The organism is Chthoniobacterales bacterium (assembly GCA_035274845.1).
In the GTDB taxonomy this organism is placed as follows: Bacteria; Verrucomicrobiota; Verrucomicrobiia; order Chthoniobacterales; family UBA10450; genus AV80.
The window spans coordinates 53,445-68,600 of the sequence record DATENU010000024.1 but is presented as its reverse complement, the minus strand read 5'-3'; the positions used below and the strand labels follow the sequence as shown (position 1 = coordinate 68,600).

Annotated in this window: 14 protein-coding genes; 8 read left to right on the top strand and 6 right to left on the bottom strand. The window is 59.9% G+C overall.

What is annotated here, in order from left to right:
* Window positions 1–11: 11 nt before the first annotated feature.
* The 4 genes from VJU77_18275 (at window position 12) to alaS (ending at window position 5,220) form a co-directional block, all read left to right on the top strand.
* Entirely contained in the window at window positions 12–392 is a 381-nt protein-coding gene (locus VJU77_18275) for an Hsp20/alpha crystallin family protein (protein HKP05301.1), read from the top strand.
* Between the two features lie 135 nt (window positions 393–527).
* The gene (gene recA, locus VJU77_18270) at window positions 528–1,565 is read left to right on the top strand and encodes a recombinase RecA (GenBank protein HKP05300.1); all 1,038 of its coding nucleotides are present in this window, start codon (window positions 528–530) and stop codon (window positions 1,563–1,565) included.
* 197 nt (window positions 1,566–1,762) lie between these two features.
* A complete protein-coding gene (locus VJU77_18265; protein HKP05299.1) occupies window positions 1,763–2,359 on the top strand; it encodes a hypothetical protein in 597 nt (198 codons plus the stop codon).
* Window positions 2,360–2,364: 5 nt separating this feature from the next.
* Window positions 2,365–5,220, top strand: coding sequence for an alanine--tRNA ligase (gene alaS, locus VJU77_18260; protein ID HKP05298.1), 2,856 nt, complete (start codon window positions 2,365–2,367; stop codon window positions 5,218–5,220).
* Window positions 5,221–5,358: 138 nt separating this feature from the next.
* Here alaS and VJU77_18255 read toward each other — a convergent pair whose 3' ends face one another.
* From VJU77_18255 to VJU77_18245, 3 genes are all read right to left on the bottom strand, one after another.
* A complete protein-coding gene (locus VJU77_18255) occupies window positions 5,359–6,696 on the bottom strand; it encodes a DUF3667 domain-containing protein (protein ID HKP05297.1) in 1,338 nt (445 codons plus the stop codon).
* Window positions 6,697–6,706: 10 nt separating this feature from the next.
* A complete protein-coding gene (locus VJU77_18250; GenBank protein HKP05296.1) occupies window positions 6,707–7,441 on the bottom strand; it encodes a YebC/PmpR family DNA-binding transcriptional regulator in 735 nt (244 codons plus the stop codon).
* A 426-nt stretch (window positions 7,442–7,867) separates the two neighbouring features.
* On the bottom strand, window positions 7,868–8,080 hold the full coding sequence (locus tag VJU77_18245) for a hypothetical protein (GenBank protein ID HKP05295.1): 213 nt from the start codon (window positions 8,078–8,080) through the stop codon (window positions 7,868–7,870).
* A 187-nt stretch (window positions 8,081–8,267) separates the two neighbouring features.
* Between VJU77_18245 and VJU77_18240 the strand changes: the two genes are divergently transcribed.
* Complete coding sequence (locus VJU77_18240) at window positions 8,268–9,872, top strand: amino acid permease (protein ID HKP05294.1); 1,605 nt, start codon at window positions 8,268–8,270, stop codon at window positions 9,870–9,872.
* A gap of 56 nt (window positions 9,873–9,928) precedes the next feature.
* Here VJU77_18240 and VJU77_18235 read toward each other — a convergent pair whose 3' ends face one another.
* From VJU77_18235 to VJU77_18225, 3 genes are all read right to left on the bottom strand, one after another.
* Window positions 9,929–10,408 carry a VOC family protein gene (locus VJU77_18235; protein HKP05293.1) on the bottom strand — a complete coding sequence of 160 codons (480 nt, stop codon included), beginning with the start codon at window positions 10,406–10,408 and terminating at the stop codon, window positions 9,929–9,931.
* A gap of 122 nt (window positions 10,409–10,530) precedes the next feature.
* Window positions 10,531–12,195: an AarF/ABC1/UbiB kinase family protein gene (locus tag VJU77_18230; GenBank protein ID HKP05292.1), complete on the bottom strand. Its 1,665-nt coding sequence runs from the start codon at window positions 12,193–12,195 to the stop codon at window positions 10,531–10,533.
* A gap of 193 nt (window positions 12,196–12,388) precedes the next feature.
* On the bottom strand, window positions 12,389–12,841 hold the full coding sequence (locus tag VJU77_18225; protein ID HKP05291.1) for a DUF5069 domain-containing protein: 453 nt from the start codon (window positions 12,839–12,841) through the stop codon (window positions 12,389–12,391).
* A gap of 86 nt (window positions 12,842–12,927) precedes the next feature.
* Here VJU77_18225 and VJU77_18220 point away from each other — a divergent pair, with 86 nt between their 5' ends.
* From VJU77_18220 to VJU77_18210, 3 genes are all read left to right on the top strand, one after another.
* The gene (locus VJU77_18220) at window positions 12,928–13,383 is read left to right on the top strand and encodes a PA2169 family four-helix-bundle protein (protein ID HKP05290.1); all 456 of its coding nucleotides are present in this window, start codon (window positions 12,928–12,930) and stop codon (window positions 13,381–13,383) included.
* A gap of 188 nt (window positions 13,384–13,571) precedes the next feature.
* Window positions 13,572–14,636 carry a glycosyl hydrolase gene (locus VJU77_18215; GenBank protein HKP05289.1) on the top strand — a complete coding sequence of 355 codons (1,065 nt, stop codon included), beginning with the start codon at window positions 13,572–13,574 and terminating at the stop codon, window positions 14,634–14,636.
* Between the two features lie 103 nt (window positions 14,637–14,739).
* Window positions 14,740–15,150, top strand: a complete 411-nt coding sequence (locus VJU77_18210) for an OsmC family protein (protein ID HKP05288.1) — start codon at window positions 14,740–14,742, stop codon at window positions 15,148–15,150.
* Window positions 15,151–15,156 lie beyond the last annotated feature (6 nt).

Genomic DNA, 15,156 nt, shown 5'->3' with positions numbered 1-15,156 from the left:
AGGAAAACTGAATGAATACTTTGGTTCGTGAAAATCGCAGCAGCTCGAGCAACGGCGAGCGGGCGGCCGAGCAGTTTATCGCGCCGGCAGCCACCGTTCTCGAAAACGCGGATGGTTACACCCTCGAGGTCGAAATGCCGGGCGTGAGCAAGGAAAACCTCGAGATGTGGGTCGAGAACAATGAGCTCACCATTGTGGGCCGGCGTTCAATGCCTTCGGTGGAAGGCACCCTGCTCCACCGCGAATCGCGCTCGGAAAATTTCCGGCGCGCCTTCGAGCTCGACCCGTCGATCAACGCGGAAAAAATCAGCGCCAAGATCGACCAGGGCGTTGTGACTTTGACCCTGCCCAAGGCAGAGCAAGTGAAGCCGCGCAAGATCGCCGTCGCGTAAAGTTAATAAGATTGTTGGGTTAGGCACAGGCCGCGAGCCGTGAGGTTTGCGGCCTGTCGGCATTTTGCGACATCCCGGCGCAGCTTTTCTACTTGGCGAACTTCGCGACCGCACGTACTTAAGAGACCCCCTCCTATGGCTACCAAAACCGAAGAAAAACCGACCGAAGACAAAGTTACCGCCGCCCGCAACAAAAACCTGGATCTGGCGCTGCAACAGATCGCCAAAGATTACGGCGACGGGGCCATCATGCGGCTCGGAGACGCGACGATTGTCGATATCGATGTCATCCCAACCGGCAACATCCTGATTGATCGCGCGCTCGGCGTGGGTGGATTTCCCCGGGGACGGGTCGTCGAAGTTTACGGACCGGAGTCATCCGGTAAGACGACGCTCACTCTGACCGTCATTGCCCAGGCGCAAAAGCGTGGTGGTCTGGCGGCGTTTGTCGACGTCGAGCACGCGCTCGACCCGCAATACGCGCGTCGTCTCGGAGTTAACATGGACGACTTGCTCGTCTCGCAACCGAGTTCCGGTGAAGAAGCGCTTCGGATTGTCGAGACGCTCGTGCGGTCCAACGCGCTCGACGTCATCGTGCTCGATTCCGTCGCCGCCCTGGTCACGAAGCAGGAGTTGGAGGGAGAGATCGGCGATTCCACGGTGGGGGCGCAGGCGAGATTGATGAGCGCCGCGATGCGCAAGCTGACGTCGCTTATTTCCAAGGCGCGGACGTGCTGCATTTTCACCAATCAGATTCGGGAAAAGATCGGCGTCATGTTCGGCAACCCGGAGACGACCCCGGGCGGCAAGGCGCTCAAGTTTTACGCCAGCGTGCGGATCGATATCCGCCGGATCGGCGCAATCAAGCAGACCGACGGCGTCGTCACGGGAAATCGCACGCGCGTGAAAGTGGTGAAGAACAAAGTCGCGCCCCCCTTCACGGAAGCTGAGTTCGACATCATGTATAACGAGGGCATTTCTTCGACCGGCGCGTTGCTCGATCTTGCTCTCGAAAAGCAGATCATCGAGAAGCGCGGTTCCTGGCTGAGCTATAAGGGAACGCAGCTTGCCCAGGGGCGCGATGCGGGCAAAGAGGCGTTGAAGAACGATCCGGCGCTCTACGAGGAGATCGAGACGGCCGTCAAAGCCAAGCTCGACGAGGATAAGAAGTAGCGTCCGGCTTATCGGTCGCGCCGGGTAGTGCTCGCGCCGCGGTGGATGTCGCGCTTTATTCGGCGGTTATGACTTTGTTGAGGTCTCACCAATCTCGTCTGCGCAAAGGGTCGCGACTCGCGATCATTACGCTGCTGATCCTGGCGGCGTGCCCCGTTCTTTCGCGAGGGCAATCCATAACCCGTGGGGAAGCGCTCATGATTGCCGAGTCATTCGTTCAGCATCGCTGGCATTCGTCCCCGAAAAATGTCCGGCATGGGAAAGATGCGGATGGAGTTGAGGTGCATACCCCCGATCGAGACAGCGGCCACGGCACCCCCCTGAGCGAGTGCTGGGTGCCGGACGCGGAGAATATCGGAGTCGCCTACAAGTGGGGAGGGAACGATAGTCCGAAGAGTTTCAGCGCGGGAATTCGCGCAGGGAAAGCCGGCGGTGACGTTTACACGTCGGAAAAACGCCGGCTCGGAGACAAAGCGGTCAGCGGCGAAGCGGTCGGGATCGATTGTTCGGGCTTCATCAATCATTGCTGGAAGTTGACCACGCGGCATTCGACGAACTCTTTGGCCTCGATCTGCCAGAAACTTTCGTCGCCCGCCGCGCTGGAACCAGCCGACATCATGAACCAGGCAAACGGCCATGTGCTTCTGTTCGTAAAATGGGTCGACGGGGAAAAGAAGCGCGCGGTTTTTTATGAAGCGGCCCCTTTCAGTAAGACTCTCGCCTCCGAGCGCGACGTGAGCGAAATGACCGCGGCCGGATACCAGCCATTGCGCTATCGGTCCATCCGCAATTAATCGCCATGACCGCCGCTGAAATTCGCCAGTCCTTTTTCGATTTCTTTCGCGAGAAAGGACACACCATCGTGCCCTCGGCGTCGCTCCTGCCGGATTCGCCGAACCTGCTGTTCACGAACGCGGGGATGAACCAGTTCGTCCCGATTTTTCTCGGGCAACAAAAGCCAGCCTGGGACCCGCCGCGTACGGCGGACACCCAGAAATGCATTCGCGCCGGTGGCAAACACAACGATCTCGATGACGTCGGGCTCGACACGTATCACCACACGTTCTTCGAGATGACCGGGAACTGGAGCTTCGGCGACTATTTCAAAAGGGAAGCGGTCGAGTGGGCCTGGGAACTGGTGGTCGAGCGCTGGAAGCTGCCGGCGGCGCGACTTTACGCGACGGTTTACAAACCGGGGCCGAGCGAGCCGAGCGAGTTCGACCAGGAGGCCTACGACCACTGGGCGCGGATGTTCGCGAAGGCCGGACTCGATCCCGCGGTCCATATCGTCAACGGCAATAAGAAAGACAATTTCTGGATGATGGGGGATACCGGCCCGTGCGGTCCCTGCTCGGAGCTGCACGTCGACCTCACGCCGGCGGGCGACACGAAAGGTTCGCTCGTCAATGCCGGCGACGCGCGCTGCATTGAGATTTGGAACCTCGTTTTCATCCAGTTCAACGCGAACGCGGACGGGACCTTCTCGCCCTTGCCCCAGCGCCACGTCGATACCGGGATGGGTCTCGAACGAATCACCGCGATGATCCAGGGAACGAAAAACTTCACCGACTTCAGCGGCCTCGTCTCGAACTATGAGACCGATGTTTTCCGTCCGATCTTCGACGAAATCGAAAAGCTGAGCGGAAAGAGGTACTCAAGTACGTTGCCATCACTCCCGGGTAGGGTGGGCGTCTCGCCCGCCGGTTCGGGCGTCTCGCCGGAACGATCTTTTCATCCCAGGGAAAAGGCCGGGACGCAAGATGCGTCCCTCGGCGGGCAAGATGCCCACCCTACCCGCGACCAAATCGCGATCGATATCGCCTTTCGCGTCATCGCCGATCACATCCGCACGCTCAGCTTTGCCATCGCCGATGGCATCCAGCCGAGCAACGAAGGCCGGGGCTACGTTCTCCGCCGGATCCTCCGCCGCGCCGTTCGCTACGGCCGAACCCTCGGATTCCATGAACCGTTCTTCTACAACCTGACGGACGTTCTCGTCCGCACCATGGGTGATGTTTTCCCCGAACTGAAACGGCAGCAAAATCAGATCAAGGAGACGCTGCGCCGGGAGGAAGAAGGGTTTAACAAAACGCTCGATAAAGGCATCGAGTTGTTCGAGCGCGAGACTTCGAAAGGAACAGGAACAATCTCCGGTGCGTTCGCGTTTCGGCTCTACGACGAGCAAGGGTTCCCGTTCGACCTGACCGAGCTGATGGCGCGTGAGCGCGGTCTCTCGGTCGACAACGCCGGGTTCGAAAAGTTGATGGAAGAGCAACGTTCTCGCGCGCGTTCCGCGCAGAAGAAGACCGCTATCGAACTGGCACAGTCTGACGAGAATGTGGCGACGAATTTTCTTGGTTACGATCATGATCATACCGGCGCCGACGTGATGTCCGTGATGCCGGCCAAAGGCCAGGCCGCCGTCGTGCTCAACAATTCTGTTTGTTATGCGGAGATGGGCGGGCAGGTAGGGGACAAAGGGAACATGGCGGCCGGGGATTGCCGTTGGAAAATCGCAAATACCCGAAAGTCTGGCGCGGCGTATGTCCATTTGCTCGAAGGCGAAGATGCGCCCGAACCCGGAGCGCATGTCACGGTTACGATTGATGCTCCTCGTCGTCGCGCGATCGAGCGGCATCACAGCGTGACGCATTTGTTGCATTGGGCGCTGCACGAAAAGGTGAGCAAGGATGCGGTCCAGAAGGGGAGCTACGTCGGCCCGGAAAAACTCACGTTCGATTTTTCGAGCGCGGCACTGACGGCGGAGCAGAAACGTGAGGTCGAGGAATCGGTGAACGAAAAGGTGAAGGAAAACGCGGTCGTTTCTTGGACGGAAATTCCGTACGTGGAGGCGAAGAAGCGGTCGGATATCCAGCAGTTCTTTGGCGACAAATACGGCGAGACAGTGCGGGTGGTGCAGATCGGCGGCGAAGCCGGAAAGCTGAACGGGTACTCCATGGAGTTGTGCGGCGGCACGCATGTCCGCGCGACGGGCGACATCGGGTCGTTTCGAATCGTAAGGGAAGAAGCGATTGCCGCCGGCATTCGGCGCATCGAAGCGGTGTCGGGGGACGCCGCGAAGGAATGGGCGAAGGAAGAAGCGGCGCGCCAGGAGCAGAAATTCGAGACGCTCGCTCGAAAGAAATCCGATATCGCCGCGTTACCGGCGTTCGCGGGAACGAGCGAGACGGAGAACGCGCTCAAGCAGGTCGACGTTCGGGCAGCGCATTTGGAGAAGATCGAGAGCGAAGTTCACGAATGGCAGAAGCAACAGGCCAAGGCGGGCGAAGCGGACCTGAAGAATCGGGCTGGGGCCGTGGCAAAAGAACTTCGAGCAACTCACTCGGACGAAAAGGCGATCGTTGCCTCAATCCCCGACGCTGATGGCAAACTGCTGCAAAGCGTCGTCGACGCCCTGAAGTCTAATTTTCGCGGGCCAATTTTTCTCGCGGGCGCGCTCGACGGGCGCGTTGCCTTGATCGCATCGGTGCCAAAAGAGCTGACGACGCAGTTCCAAGCGAATAAGTTGATCCAGGAGATCGCGCCGATTGTCGGCGGCAAAGGCGGTGGTCGGCCGGATAACGCACAAGGGGCCGGGAAGGACGCCGGTAAAATCGACGAAGCGCTGACTCGCGCGCGGGAGCTTCTTCTGTAGCAGCTGCCCTGTGGGCAGCTCAACGAGTCCTCGCAGGCGACGCTTCCTCCCTGCGCTTCGCACCCGCCTTCGCATGGCTTCGGCGTGGCAGGCAGCGAGGCGGCTACAGAAGAGGCGATTTGACGCGGTTGCGCGTCGCTAGCTCGGCAGCAAAAGCGTAACAAACGCCGTCGCTGCCACCGCGAACACCAGGATCACGCAATAGACGAGTCCGCCGAAGCAGAATTTGATGAACGTCATGAACCAGTTTTGACGATAGACGCGGCGAATCGAGAGAAAAATCTGGACCACAATCGCGATCACCATCACCCCGGTGATCCAGCCGCTGAGCGCGGGCAGAGTCCGGTTCGCGGCCATTACGGCAAGCGAGGTGATGATCACTGACACGTAGAGAAACGTGTGGATGTGAAGCGCGTAGACCAGGTGCTCGACATAGAATCTGGGTCTCCCGATGTAGAGGATTTTCAGGATGAAGGCGAAAAGCGGGATGCAGCAAAGCATCATCGCCGGGATATTGCTTCGCAGCGTCTCCATGAAAAGCTTCGCCCGGCTGCCGTCCTCCCCGATCTTATCCTTGACCTGCTTTTCCAGCCAGAGTGCGAATGGCGGCTTCGTTTTGCCTTCAGGACCCATGCTGAAATGAATCGGCGGCTTGGCGTGTGGTTTCGGGGTTGGGATAACCGGCGGCACTGGTGGCTGCGCTACGTCAGGCGGGGGAGCGGCCGAGTCCGATGGAGGCGCCGGGATTGGCGGCATGACCGCGGCAATATCCGGGTCGGGGATTTTCGGAAGGCGCGCCATCATCGTAGCCATTTTCGCGCGCTCTTCGGCGCTCATCTGCTTGCGAACGACGCTTGATTTAATGTAGGCGCGGAACGCCTTCTTTAGTTCGGCGCGCTCGTCTTCGGTGAGGGCCCCCTGGGCTTCGGCTAGTTTCGTCCGCGCGATCTCCACGCGGGCCCGTTCCTCGGGGGAAAGGGGCGAATCGGTCGAAACCATCCTGGCCAGGCTGGACGCCAGCTCCGCGCGGTCTTCTGCCGTCAATTGAATGGGCCCTTGCGATTCCCAGTCGATCGCGCGGGCGAGAAGAAAGAAAACGATGCTGGCGATGAGGTAAAGCCGGAGTGGATGAACGTAGCGGGCACGGCGCCCGGCATTAAAATCGTTCGTCAGTTGCCACGGCCGGATGAGCAACTGGTTCATGCTGTGGAGAAATTTCGTGTCCCAGTTCAGGAACGAATCCGCGGCGTCGACGAGAACGCGAAAAATCGAACGGCGGTAATCGATCGCATGTTGGCCGCACTGCGAGCAAAACTCGCCGGTCAGGGGCGCGCCGCAGTTCTCACAATGAGTAAGGGGCTTCGCCGGCAATTTCGACCGGCGACGCAGGCCGAAGATTCCGCGCCGTCTCGGCGGCTGCTCGGCCATGGCAGAAACGGAATCGGCCAGGACGATTTGTTCTATCTCGTCGCTCATCGGATCGGCATCATTTTAGCGCAGCCCAGACGCGATGAACATCGTCGTGATCCTCGAGGGTCTGGAGAAATTCGCCGGTGTGAGCGCGTTCTTCGTCCGTTAGCTCGGGAAAACTCTTGGCGACGTAGCCCAGTTCGCTGGTCACCACCGTCCAGCCGTTGCTCGCCAGCCATTGGGTGACGGCATGCAAATCGCCGCGTTCTGTAGTAAAACGCGCGCCCGCCGTTCCTTCGGGAATATCGTCATTTTGCTCTGGCGAAAGCGTCTCCACTTCCTGGGCGCCGGCTTCGATCGCGGCGGCTTCGATGTCCGCGCTGGGATCAGCGTGGTGGGCATCGACGAGCCCTACGTGATCGAAGAGGAATTTATTGCTGCCCGGCGCGCCGAGTTGGCCGCCTTTCTTGAACAGGACCCGAATCTCGGGGGCGGTGCGGTTGTTGTTGTCGGTGAGGACTTCGACAATGATCGGCACCTTGTTCGGCGCATAACCTTCGAAAACGACATGCTCCATCACCAGCTTGTCGTCGCCAATACCGGCGCCTTTCTTGATCGCGCGCTCAATGACGTCGCGTGAGACGCTGGCTTTGCGGGCTTTGTCGACCACCGCCGCCAGCCGCGCATTCCCTGCCGGCTCGGCGCCGCCCAATTTCGCCGCGACGATGATTTCCTTGACCAGCTTCCCGACGACCTGGCCTTTCCGGAGCCCGGCGACTTCCCGTTTGGCATGCAACCATTGGCGACCCATATGGTGGGTTTATCAGGTGGCGGGGGAGTGAGCAAGAGAGGTCGCTGCGATCAGAAAGGGGTTCCGAAATCCCGGCGGCTTTCCGCCGCCCCTGCGGGGCTTGACCTGTTGTTGAAACGAAACCGGGAGTTCCGCTGCGCTCCACTCCCGGCTCTAGCCCGCCGCGCCTTTCGGCGCTTCGCCCACCGCGCGCGTTCCACAGCGCCGGAGGCACGATGGATTCACTCCCGGGTCTAGCCCGCCGCCTTCCGGCGCTTTCGTCGCGTCGTCCCGCGTCCCACAGCGCCGGAGGCGCACAGGATTAGAGCGCGGAGTGGAGCGCAGCGGAACTCCGGGAAACGCAGTTGCAATAATGTCGCTAACCCCTGACAAGGGGTGACGGATACAGAGGTGCGATAGACGGCGACCGGAGACGTCGGTGGCCGATCAATCCCGGAACAAAAACAGCGCCGCAGTTCCGACGACGCCAATCGCGAACATAACCACGTCGTTCTCGACGAAGTACGGGTACGCCATCAGCGCGATCCCGAGGAACATCGGCTTCCAGACATGCATCCGCTTTCCGTAAATGAAGGCGACGAAACCGATCGAGCCGAAGAGCAATCCGCCGATAAGATTTGCGCCGCTGAAGACTGGCATGGCGTATTTCCGAGCTAATTCCGCGCCAGAGGGTAGGGACGCCGGGCTGCGGCGTCCGCGTGTCAGCCAAATCGCCGCGGCAGCGGTCGGCGCAGCGCGCCATCCCTCCCAGCAGAAACTTGAGGATTGACCCTCATTGCAGGCGGCTGCCACGATTCTTCCTCGAGAACGTCAACCGAGGAACGAAATGGCTTCAAAACTGTTCAGAACCAAGAGTCCCGATCACCTGATGCAGGAAGCCGCGGCGCCCGAGCGCCAAATGAAGCGGACTCTCGGCGCGTTCGATCTTACCTGCATTGGGATTGGCGCGATCATCGGCTCCGGTATTTTCGCGATGACCGGCACGGCCGCGGCCGGGCAGACCTTTTCCTCGCGCCTGGAAACGCCGGTGCTCAATTTCATCCAGGCCTGGTTCAGCAGCGCTGACGTCGTCCTCGGGCGCGCCGGCGCGGGGCCGGCCATCGCAGTTTCATTCGTAGTGGCGGCCGTCGCGTGCGGTTTTGCGGCGCTCTGTTACGCGGAGCTGGCGTCGATGATTCCGGTATCGGGTTCGGCTTACACGTATTCCTACGCGACCATGGGTGAAATCATCGCCTGGATCATCGGCTGGGACCTCATTCTCGAGTACGCGGTTGGGAACATGTCGGTGGCGGTGGGTTGGTCCGGTTACTTCGTTCAACTCTGCAGTAGCCTGGCCGGCTGGAAATTTCCCATCTGGCTCGTGAACGATCACGCCACCGCGACGAATCTGATCGCGAACAATAGCGAAGCGCTTCAGAATTTTTCCTCGACCACGTTGCCGGTCATCGGCGGCCACACCATCGCTTTCAATCTTCCGGCGCTGGTCATTGTCGTCCTGGTCACCGTGCTGCTGGTTTACGGCATTCGGGAAAGCGCGCGGGCGAACACGGCCATCGTCGTGCTGAAGGTCGCCGTGGTGGTTTTCGTCATCGCATTCGGTGGATTCATGGTGAGCCCGGGCAACTGGCATCCGTACATGCCCAATGGCTTCACCGGCGTAATGAGCGGCGCGGCCATTGTCTTTTTCGCGTTCATCGGATTCGATGCGGTTTCGACCACGGCGGAGGAAACGAAACGGCCGCAACGCGACATGCCCATCGGCATCATCGCCAGCCTGATCATTTGCACGATCCTCTACGTCCTGATGTCGACAGTGCTGACGGGGATCAAGAAGTACACGGTTTACGCTGGCGATTCCGCCGCGGTTGCGACCGCGTTTGGCGGGACGCGCTGGGCGCAGGCGCTCGTCAGCGCGGGCGCGCTGGCCGGCATGTCGTCGGTGCTCCTTGTCTTTCAACTCGGCCAGCCGCGCATTTTCATGGCCATGGCGCGCGACGGATTGCTGCCCGGATATTTTTCCCGGATTCATCCCCGTTATCGCACTCCGCACATTACAACGATCTGGACCGGTATCGTCGTGGGTGGCGTCGCCATGGTCTCAGACATCGGCTCGCTCGCGGACCTGACGAACATTGGAACCCTGTTCGCTTTCATCCTGGTGTGTTTCGGCGTGATTATCCTGCGGAAGAGCGATCCGACTCGTCCCCGGCCGTTTCGTGTCCCGATGGTGCCGATATTTCCGTTCATTGGCGTGATCTTTTGCGTGGCGCTCATGCTTAGTCTGCCGGTGCTGACCTGGATTCGGTTCTTCGTCTGGCTGGCGATTGGGCTGGTCATTTATTTCCTCTACAGCATCCGGCACAGCCGGTTGCGAGGAGGCGTCGACGAAGGCCCGACGGAAGATATCGTTCCGCCGATCGTGAAGCCGTAGCGCTGTAACCACGGCGCTCTGTCGCCGTGCCAAGACGCGCCGACACAGCGGCACGCTTACGCTCGCAGCAGATCGTCGAGATCGAGCGGGACGGTGAACATGGCTTGCTCGCCGTTTGGTCCATGGGGCCATTGTTCCCTGGGCCGGTCCCAATAAAGTTCGACGCCGTTTTGGTCGGGATCGCGCAGGTAAAGCGCTTCGCTCACGCCGTGATCGCTCGCGCCATCGAGGGCGATGTTCGCGGCGGTTAACCGGCGTAACGCGTCGGCGAGAGCGGCGCGGTTCGGGTAGAGAATGGCGAGATGATAAAGGCCGGTGCAATTCGGCGGAGGCGGCGACCCAGCTTCGCTCTCCCAGGTGTTGAGGCCGATATGATGGTGATAACCGCCGGCCGAGATGAAAGCCGCCTGCGATCCATAACGCTGACGTAATTCGAAGCCGAGCACGCCGCAGTAGAAGGCCAGGGAGCGCTCGATGTCCGCGACTTTCAAATGGACGTGGCCGATGCGCGCGCCCGGATCAATTGGAATTGTCATTCTTCTATGCCCCCGTTCGCTGGCAATGCGTTGTAGCGTCCGCTGTCATCAGCGGACTGTCATCAGCAAATAGCTGCGCTGAGACAGCGCACGCTACAACGCCGCTTTGAGGCGACGTCTGATTACCCATCGTCGCTCTTATCGTAAAAGAGAATGTTGATCAGCAGAAACACACCTGCTCCAGCAGCGGCCAGGAAAAGCAGGATCGCCAGCCCGGGATAACCCCAGATGCGGAAAGAAGTCTCGACCCGCATCAGCATCGCGGCCCCGACGATCAACGCGGCGATGATCAATCCCACCGTGATGCGGTTCGCGACTTTTTGGAAACCGACCACCAGCGTCTTTTCGTCAATGGCGTCCACCGAAACTTTCAAATCATTGTTCGCGATTGCGTCGATGATCTTGTTCAGCCGCGCGGGGAGCCGTTGCAGGAGGTCCTTCAATTCCAGGACGCCGCTGAACAGATTGCCGGGCGACAAGCTTTTCATCATGCGCTGCTGCATGATCTGGGCGGCGTTGCGGCGAATGGAGGCGTTGGGATCGAAGGTCGGCTCGATCGCGCGCCCTACCTGATCGAGATTCAGCAGCGTTTTGCCGAGCATCGTCAGCTCCGAAGGAACCCGGATGCCGTTCTCCGCGGAAGCCTGCGTCACTTCCAGGACGAGGCGGCCGACCTGCATTTGGGCAACCGTCGCGCCCTGTTGTTGGGCCACGATCTCCGCGATTCGATGCTTGAAGTCTTTCTCGGCGAAATCTTCCTTCCGGTCGCCGATTTTGATCGCGATATCGGCCGCGTCATCGCCGCGACCCTCGGCTATCGCGAGGAGAAGCTGGAGAAGCTGTTCCTGCAATCCCGGCATAATGCGGCCGACCATGCCCAGATCGATGAGCGCGATCCGGTAGTCGTCCGTGATGAAAACGTTTCCCGGATGCGGGTCGGCGTGAAAGATGCCGTCGACCAGGATCTGCTGGAGGTAGGCGCGGAAAAGTTCGTCGGCCAGCGCGTTTCCATCGAATTCCATCCGGGCCAGCGGACTGAGGTCGGTGATTTTTTTGCCGTGGATATACTCCATCGTCAGGACGCGGGAGCTGCTGTAATCGGAGATCGGCTCCGGCACGATGATCCTGGGAAAATCTGTCAGGTGGCCGCCAATCGCAGTGAGGTTGTTGGCTTCCTGGCGGTAATCGAGCTCGCGCACGAGACTTTTCCGGAACTGATCGAGCATCTGGCAAAACTCGTAGCGCTTCCCCGCGGCGGTGTGGTTATCCAGGAATTCCGCGATTTCATCGAGCGCGTCGAGGTCCTCAAACATCGCGTCGCGGATCCCGGGGCGCTGGACTTTCACCGCGACCTGCCGGCCGTCCCGCAGCCGGGCCCGATGGACCTGGCCGAGCGAAGCCGCCGCCATCGGCTGGACATCGAAATCCGAGAACGCTCTCGACATTCTGACGCCGAGCTCGGAGCAGACGATCTTTTCGACGTCATCGAACGGAAACGGCTCGACCTTGTCCTGCAACCGGGCGAGCGCCTCCAGATAGGCCTGGGGCAGGAGCTCCACGCGGGTGGACATCAGCTGGCCGAGCTTCACAAAAGTCGGCCCGAGCTTTTCCAGATCCGCTGCCAGCTCGTCGGCCTTGGCCGCTTCCTTGGGCGTGACGCGTTGCTCCGCGGCGAGCGTGCCCTCGAGGCCGCTTTCCTTCACCAGGTCGGAGCGGCCATACTTAATGAAGAGCCACGCGATCTGGCGGTAACGGTTGAGGTGCTGTGGTTTGAGTGAGATCGCCATTGCATCTCTGAAACGGATTTCAGACGCAGAACGGTCTTGGTAGGCGCACGCCTCTGGTCTGTCTCGGGTAGGGTGGGCGTCCCGCCCGCCGGTAATCGCGTCTCGCGATCACCAACTTGCAAGATTGTTTTGGCAAGATGCCAAAACCGGCGGGCGAGACGCCCACCCTACCCGGGAACTCTAAAACGCGACCCTATGCCGCCTTCGGATGGCTCGCCTTGTCGTCCACCTCGAGCCAATCGAAAAGCGTCGTCGTCAGCGGATTGAGCCGGTGCGGTTGCAATTGTTCGACGAACCAATCGCGTTTCTCCGGATTGTTATACGGATTTGTCGCCTCAACTTCATCGCTCCAGGCTTTCACTTCCTCCGGCGTTTTCTTGTCGCCGTGACTGTCCAGCCAGCGCGCCATTTCTTCGTCGGTCGCGCCTTTCTCCACCTCGGCCTTGAAGTCGTCGCCCTTCACGCCCTTGAACCCAAAAAGCATGTTATCGAGCGGACAATCGAAATGGTATTCCCCGAGATTTCCCCATAGTGACGCCTGGCACTTGTCGTAAGTGCGCGCCAGAATTGCGTAACCGCCGACGCGAACTCGCGGACTGCGTGGCGCTTCCTTCGTCAGATCTTTTCCCTTCTCATCGTTGTTCATGAAGAACAATCAGGCCCGAACCGCTTCGCCGCAAATCCAGGACAAAAAAGCAACCCATTTTCCCGCGACATCCGTATTGAGAGTATATGAGTCAACAAAAGGAAATTATCTCCACGATCAATGATTTGATCGAGACGCTGAAAGACGGACAAAAGGGGTTTCGCGAAGCGTCGGAGGCGGTCGAAGACACCCGGATGAAGTCCATCTTCAGCGAGTTCTCCCTTCAGCGCGCCAGATTTGCGGGCGAACTGCAAAACGAAGCCATCAGCTTGGGCGAACATAATCCGGAGAACACGAGCAGTGCGGCCGGGGCCATGCATCGGGCCTGGATCAATTTGAAGGCCGCGATCACGAGCCGGGACGACCACGCGATCCTCGCGGAATGCGAGCGGGGCGAGGATTCGGCCGTAAATGAATTCAGGAAGGCGATGGAAGGGGGGGAGCTCTCTGCGCCGATCCGCGAGATCGTTTCCCGGCAATACGCCGAAGTGAAGCGGGCGCACGATCGAATCAAGGAGTTGCGCGACGCGACGAAGAAATAAACTAGCGGCTGTTGCCCTTCTGTAGCCGCTTCGCTATGCGAAGCGTGGGTCTTGTAGCGTCCGCTGTCGCCAGGGGATTGATGGTCGTTGCGCTGATGACAGCGCACCGCACAACGCGGCCCACAGGGCCGCGGCTACAGAAGACGGCGGTTTCAAACCGCCGCTCCTTGATGTGCTACGTTCGCGCGATGGTTCTAGTCCGTTGCGCAATCGTAATTGCGTTGTCGGCGTCGTCGGTTTGCGGTGGGCAGCTCATCGCACCACCGCCGGCCGGCAAGCTCTATCAAGGGCTTTACTTCGACGAGCCGCAGGCAGGGCACGACCCGACGGAACATGACGTAACGGCCGCCGACGTGGCGCGCTTCGAGGAGACGCTCGGAACGAAAACGACTTGGATTTTCTTTTCCAATAATTGGTTTGAGTCGAGAACGTTTCCGCGGGAAACCTGCGATTGGATCCGGGGTCTGGGGAAAATCCCCTATGTGCGCCTGATGCTGCGCTCGGACACGGAACAGGATCGGCCGGAGAAGCTGTTTACCCTGGAAAAAATCCTTGGTGGGCAATTCGACGAAGATCTCAAAACGTGGGCGCGCGACGCGAAGCAATTCGGCTCGCCCGTCCTGGTGGAATGGGGAACGGAACCAAACGGAAGCTGGTTTTCGTGGAACGGGAAATGGAACGGTGGCGCAAAGGAAGGCCCGGCCCGATACGTGGCTGCCTATCGCCACATCGTCGACCTGATGCGGGCCGAAGGCGCCGACAATTTGCAATGGGTCTGGCACGTGAACTGGCTCGATCAGCCGGAAGCGAAATGGAACCGGTTCGAAAATTATTACCCGGGCGATTCGCACGCTGATTGGGTGGCGTTAAGCGCGTACGGTCCCCTGACTCCGCGGGCCGTCGACGGCACCGAGAGTTTTCGATTCAAGATGGCGACCGCATACCCTCGGCTGACAAAGATCGCGGCCGGAAAACCGATCGTGATCGCAGAATTCGGCTGCGCGCTCCATCATCGGAGAGTCGACGCGAGCGCGTGGGCGAAGAGTGCGCTCGACGATCTGTTCTCTGGTCGTTGGCCGGCCGTCATCGGTTTCTGCTGGTGGAACGAGTCGTGGGAGAATGATGACGTCCGGAAGCACAACACCGACATGAATATTTTGCATGACGCGGAGCTGACGAAAGTCTGGCGGGAGGAGCTTGCGAAACACGCGGACAAGATTCAGCCGGTGCAGATCATGGGACCATCATCGTAATCGTGCTCGTGCTCCTGCTCGTGCTCGGCTGGTTTTCGATTTCGAGCACGAGCACGATTACGAGTAGGATTGCGCGGAGGCAGGGGCGTCCTCATATTCACTCATGGTCAACGTTTCCATCACCTACAACGGCGATCTGCACTGCGATGCCACGCACGGGCCGTCCGGCTCCACGATTGCCACCGACGCGCCGACAGATAACAAGGGGAAAGGCGAGTCGTTCTCGCCCACCGATCTCGTCGCGACCGCGCTTGGGACGTGCATGAGCACGATCCTGGCGATGGCGGCGCAGGAACATGGGCTCGACGTCAAAGGAATGACCGTGAGCGTGAGCAAAGAAATGTCGAAGGACGCACCGCGGCGGATCGTCGGGTTGCCGTCGGAAGTTCACATCCCGCTGCCAGCCAGCACGCCGCAACGTGCGCTGCTTGAGAACGCAGCGCTCAATTGCCCGGTGCACAAGAGCCTTCCGCCCGAGATCGATCGCCCGACGAAATTTTTTTGGGAAGGCTGATTCGCG

Bases quoted from the DNA above. Each gene is read 5' to 3' on its own strand.
- VJU77_18275 (HKP05301.1), top strand. From the start codon at position 12: ATGAATACTTTGGTTCGTGAAAATCGCAGCAGCTCGAGCAACGGCGAG.
- recA (HKP05300.1), top strand. From the start codon at position 528: ATGGCTACCAAAACCGAAGAAAAACCGACCGAAGACAAAGTTACCGCC.
- VJU77_18265 (HKP05299.1), top strand. From the start codon at position 1,763: ATGATTGCCGAGTCATTCGTTCAGCATCGCTGGCATTCGTCCCCGAAA.
- alaS (HKP05298.1), top strand. From the start codon at position 2,365: ATGACCGCCGCTGAAATTCGCCAGTCCTTTTTCGATTTCTTTCGCGAG.
- VJU77_18255 (HKP05297.1), bottom strand. From the start codon at position 6,696: ATGAGCGACGAGATAGAACAAATCGTCCTGGCCGATTCCGTTTCTGCC.
- VJU77_18250 (HKP05296.1), bottom strand. From the start codon at position 7,441: ATGGGTCGCCAATGGTTGCATGCCAAACGGGAAGTCGCCGGGCTCCGG.
- VJU77_18245 (HKP05295.1), bottom strand. From the start codon at position 8,080: ATGCCAGTCTTCAGCGGCGCAAATCTTATCGGCGGATTGCTCTTCGGC.
- VJU77_18240 (HKP05294.1), top strand. From the start codon at position 8,268: ATGGCTTCAAAACTGTTCAGAACCAAGAGTCCCGATCACCTGATGCAG.
- VJU77_18235 (HKP05293.1), bottom strand. From the start codon at position 10,408: ATGACAATTCCAATTGATCCGGGCGCGCGCATCGGCCACGTCCATTTG.
- VJU77_18230 (HKP05292.1), bottom strand. From the start codon at position 12,195: ATGGCGATCTCACTCAAACCACAGCACCTCAACCGTTACCGCCAGATC.
- VJU77_18225 (HKP05291.1), bottom strand. From the start codon at position 12,841: ATGAACAACGATGAGAAGGGAAAAGATCTGACGAAGGAAGCGCCACGC.
- VJU77_18220 (HKP05290.1), top strand. From the start codon at position 12,928: ATGAGTCAACAAAAGGAAATTATCTCCACGATCAATGATTTGATCGAG.
- VJU77_18215 (HKP05289.1), top strand. From the start codon at position 13,572: ATGGTTCTAGTCCGTTGCGCAATCGTAATTGCGTTGTCGGCGTCGTCG.
- VJU77_18210 (HKP05288.1), top strand. From the start codon at position 14,740: ATGGTCAACGTTTCCATCACCTACAACGGCGATCTGCACTGCGATGCC.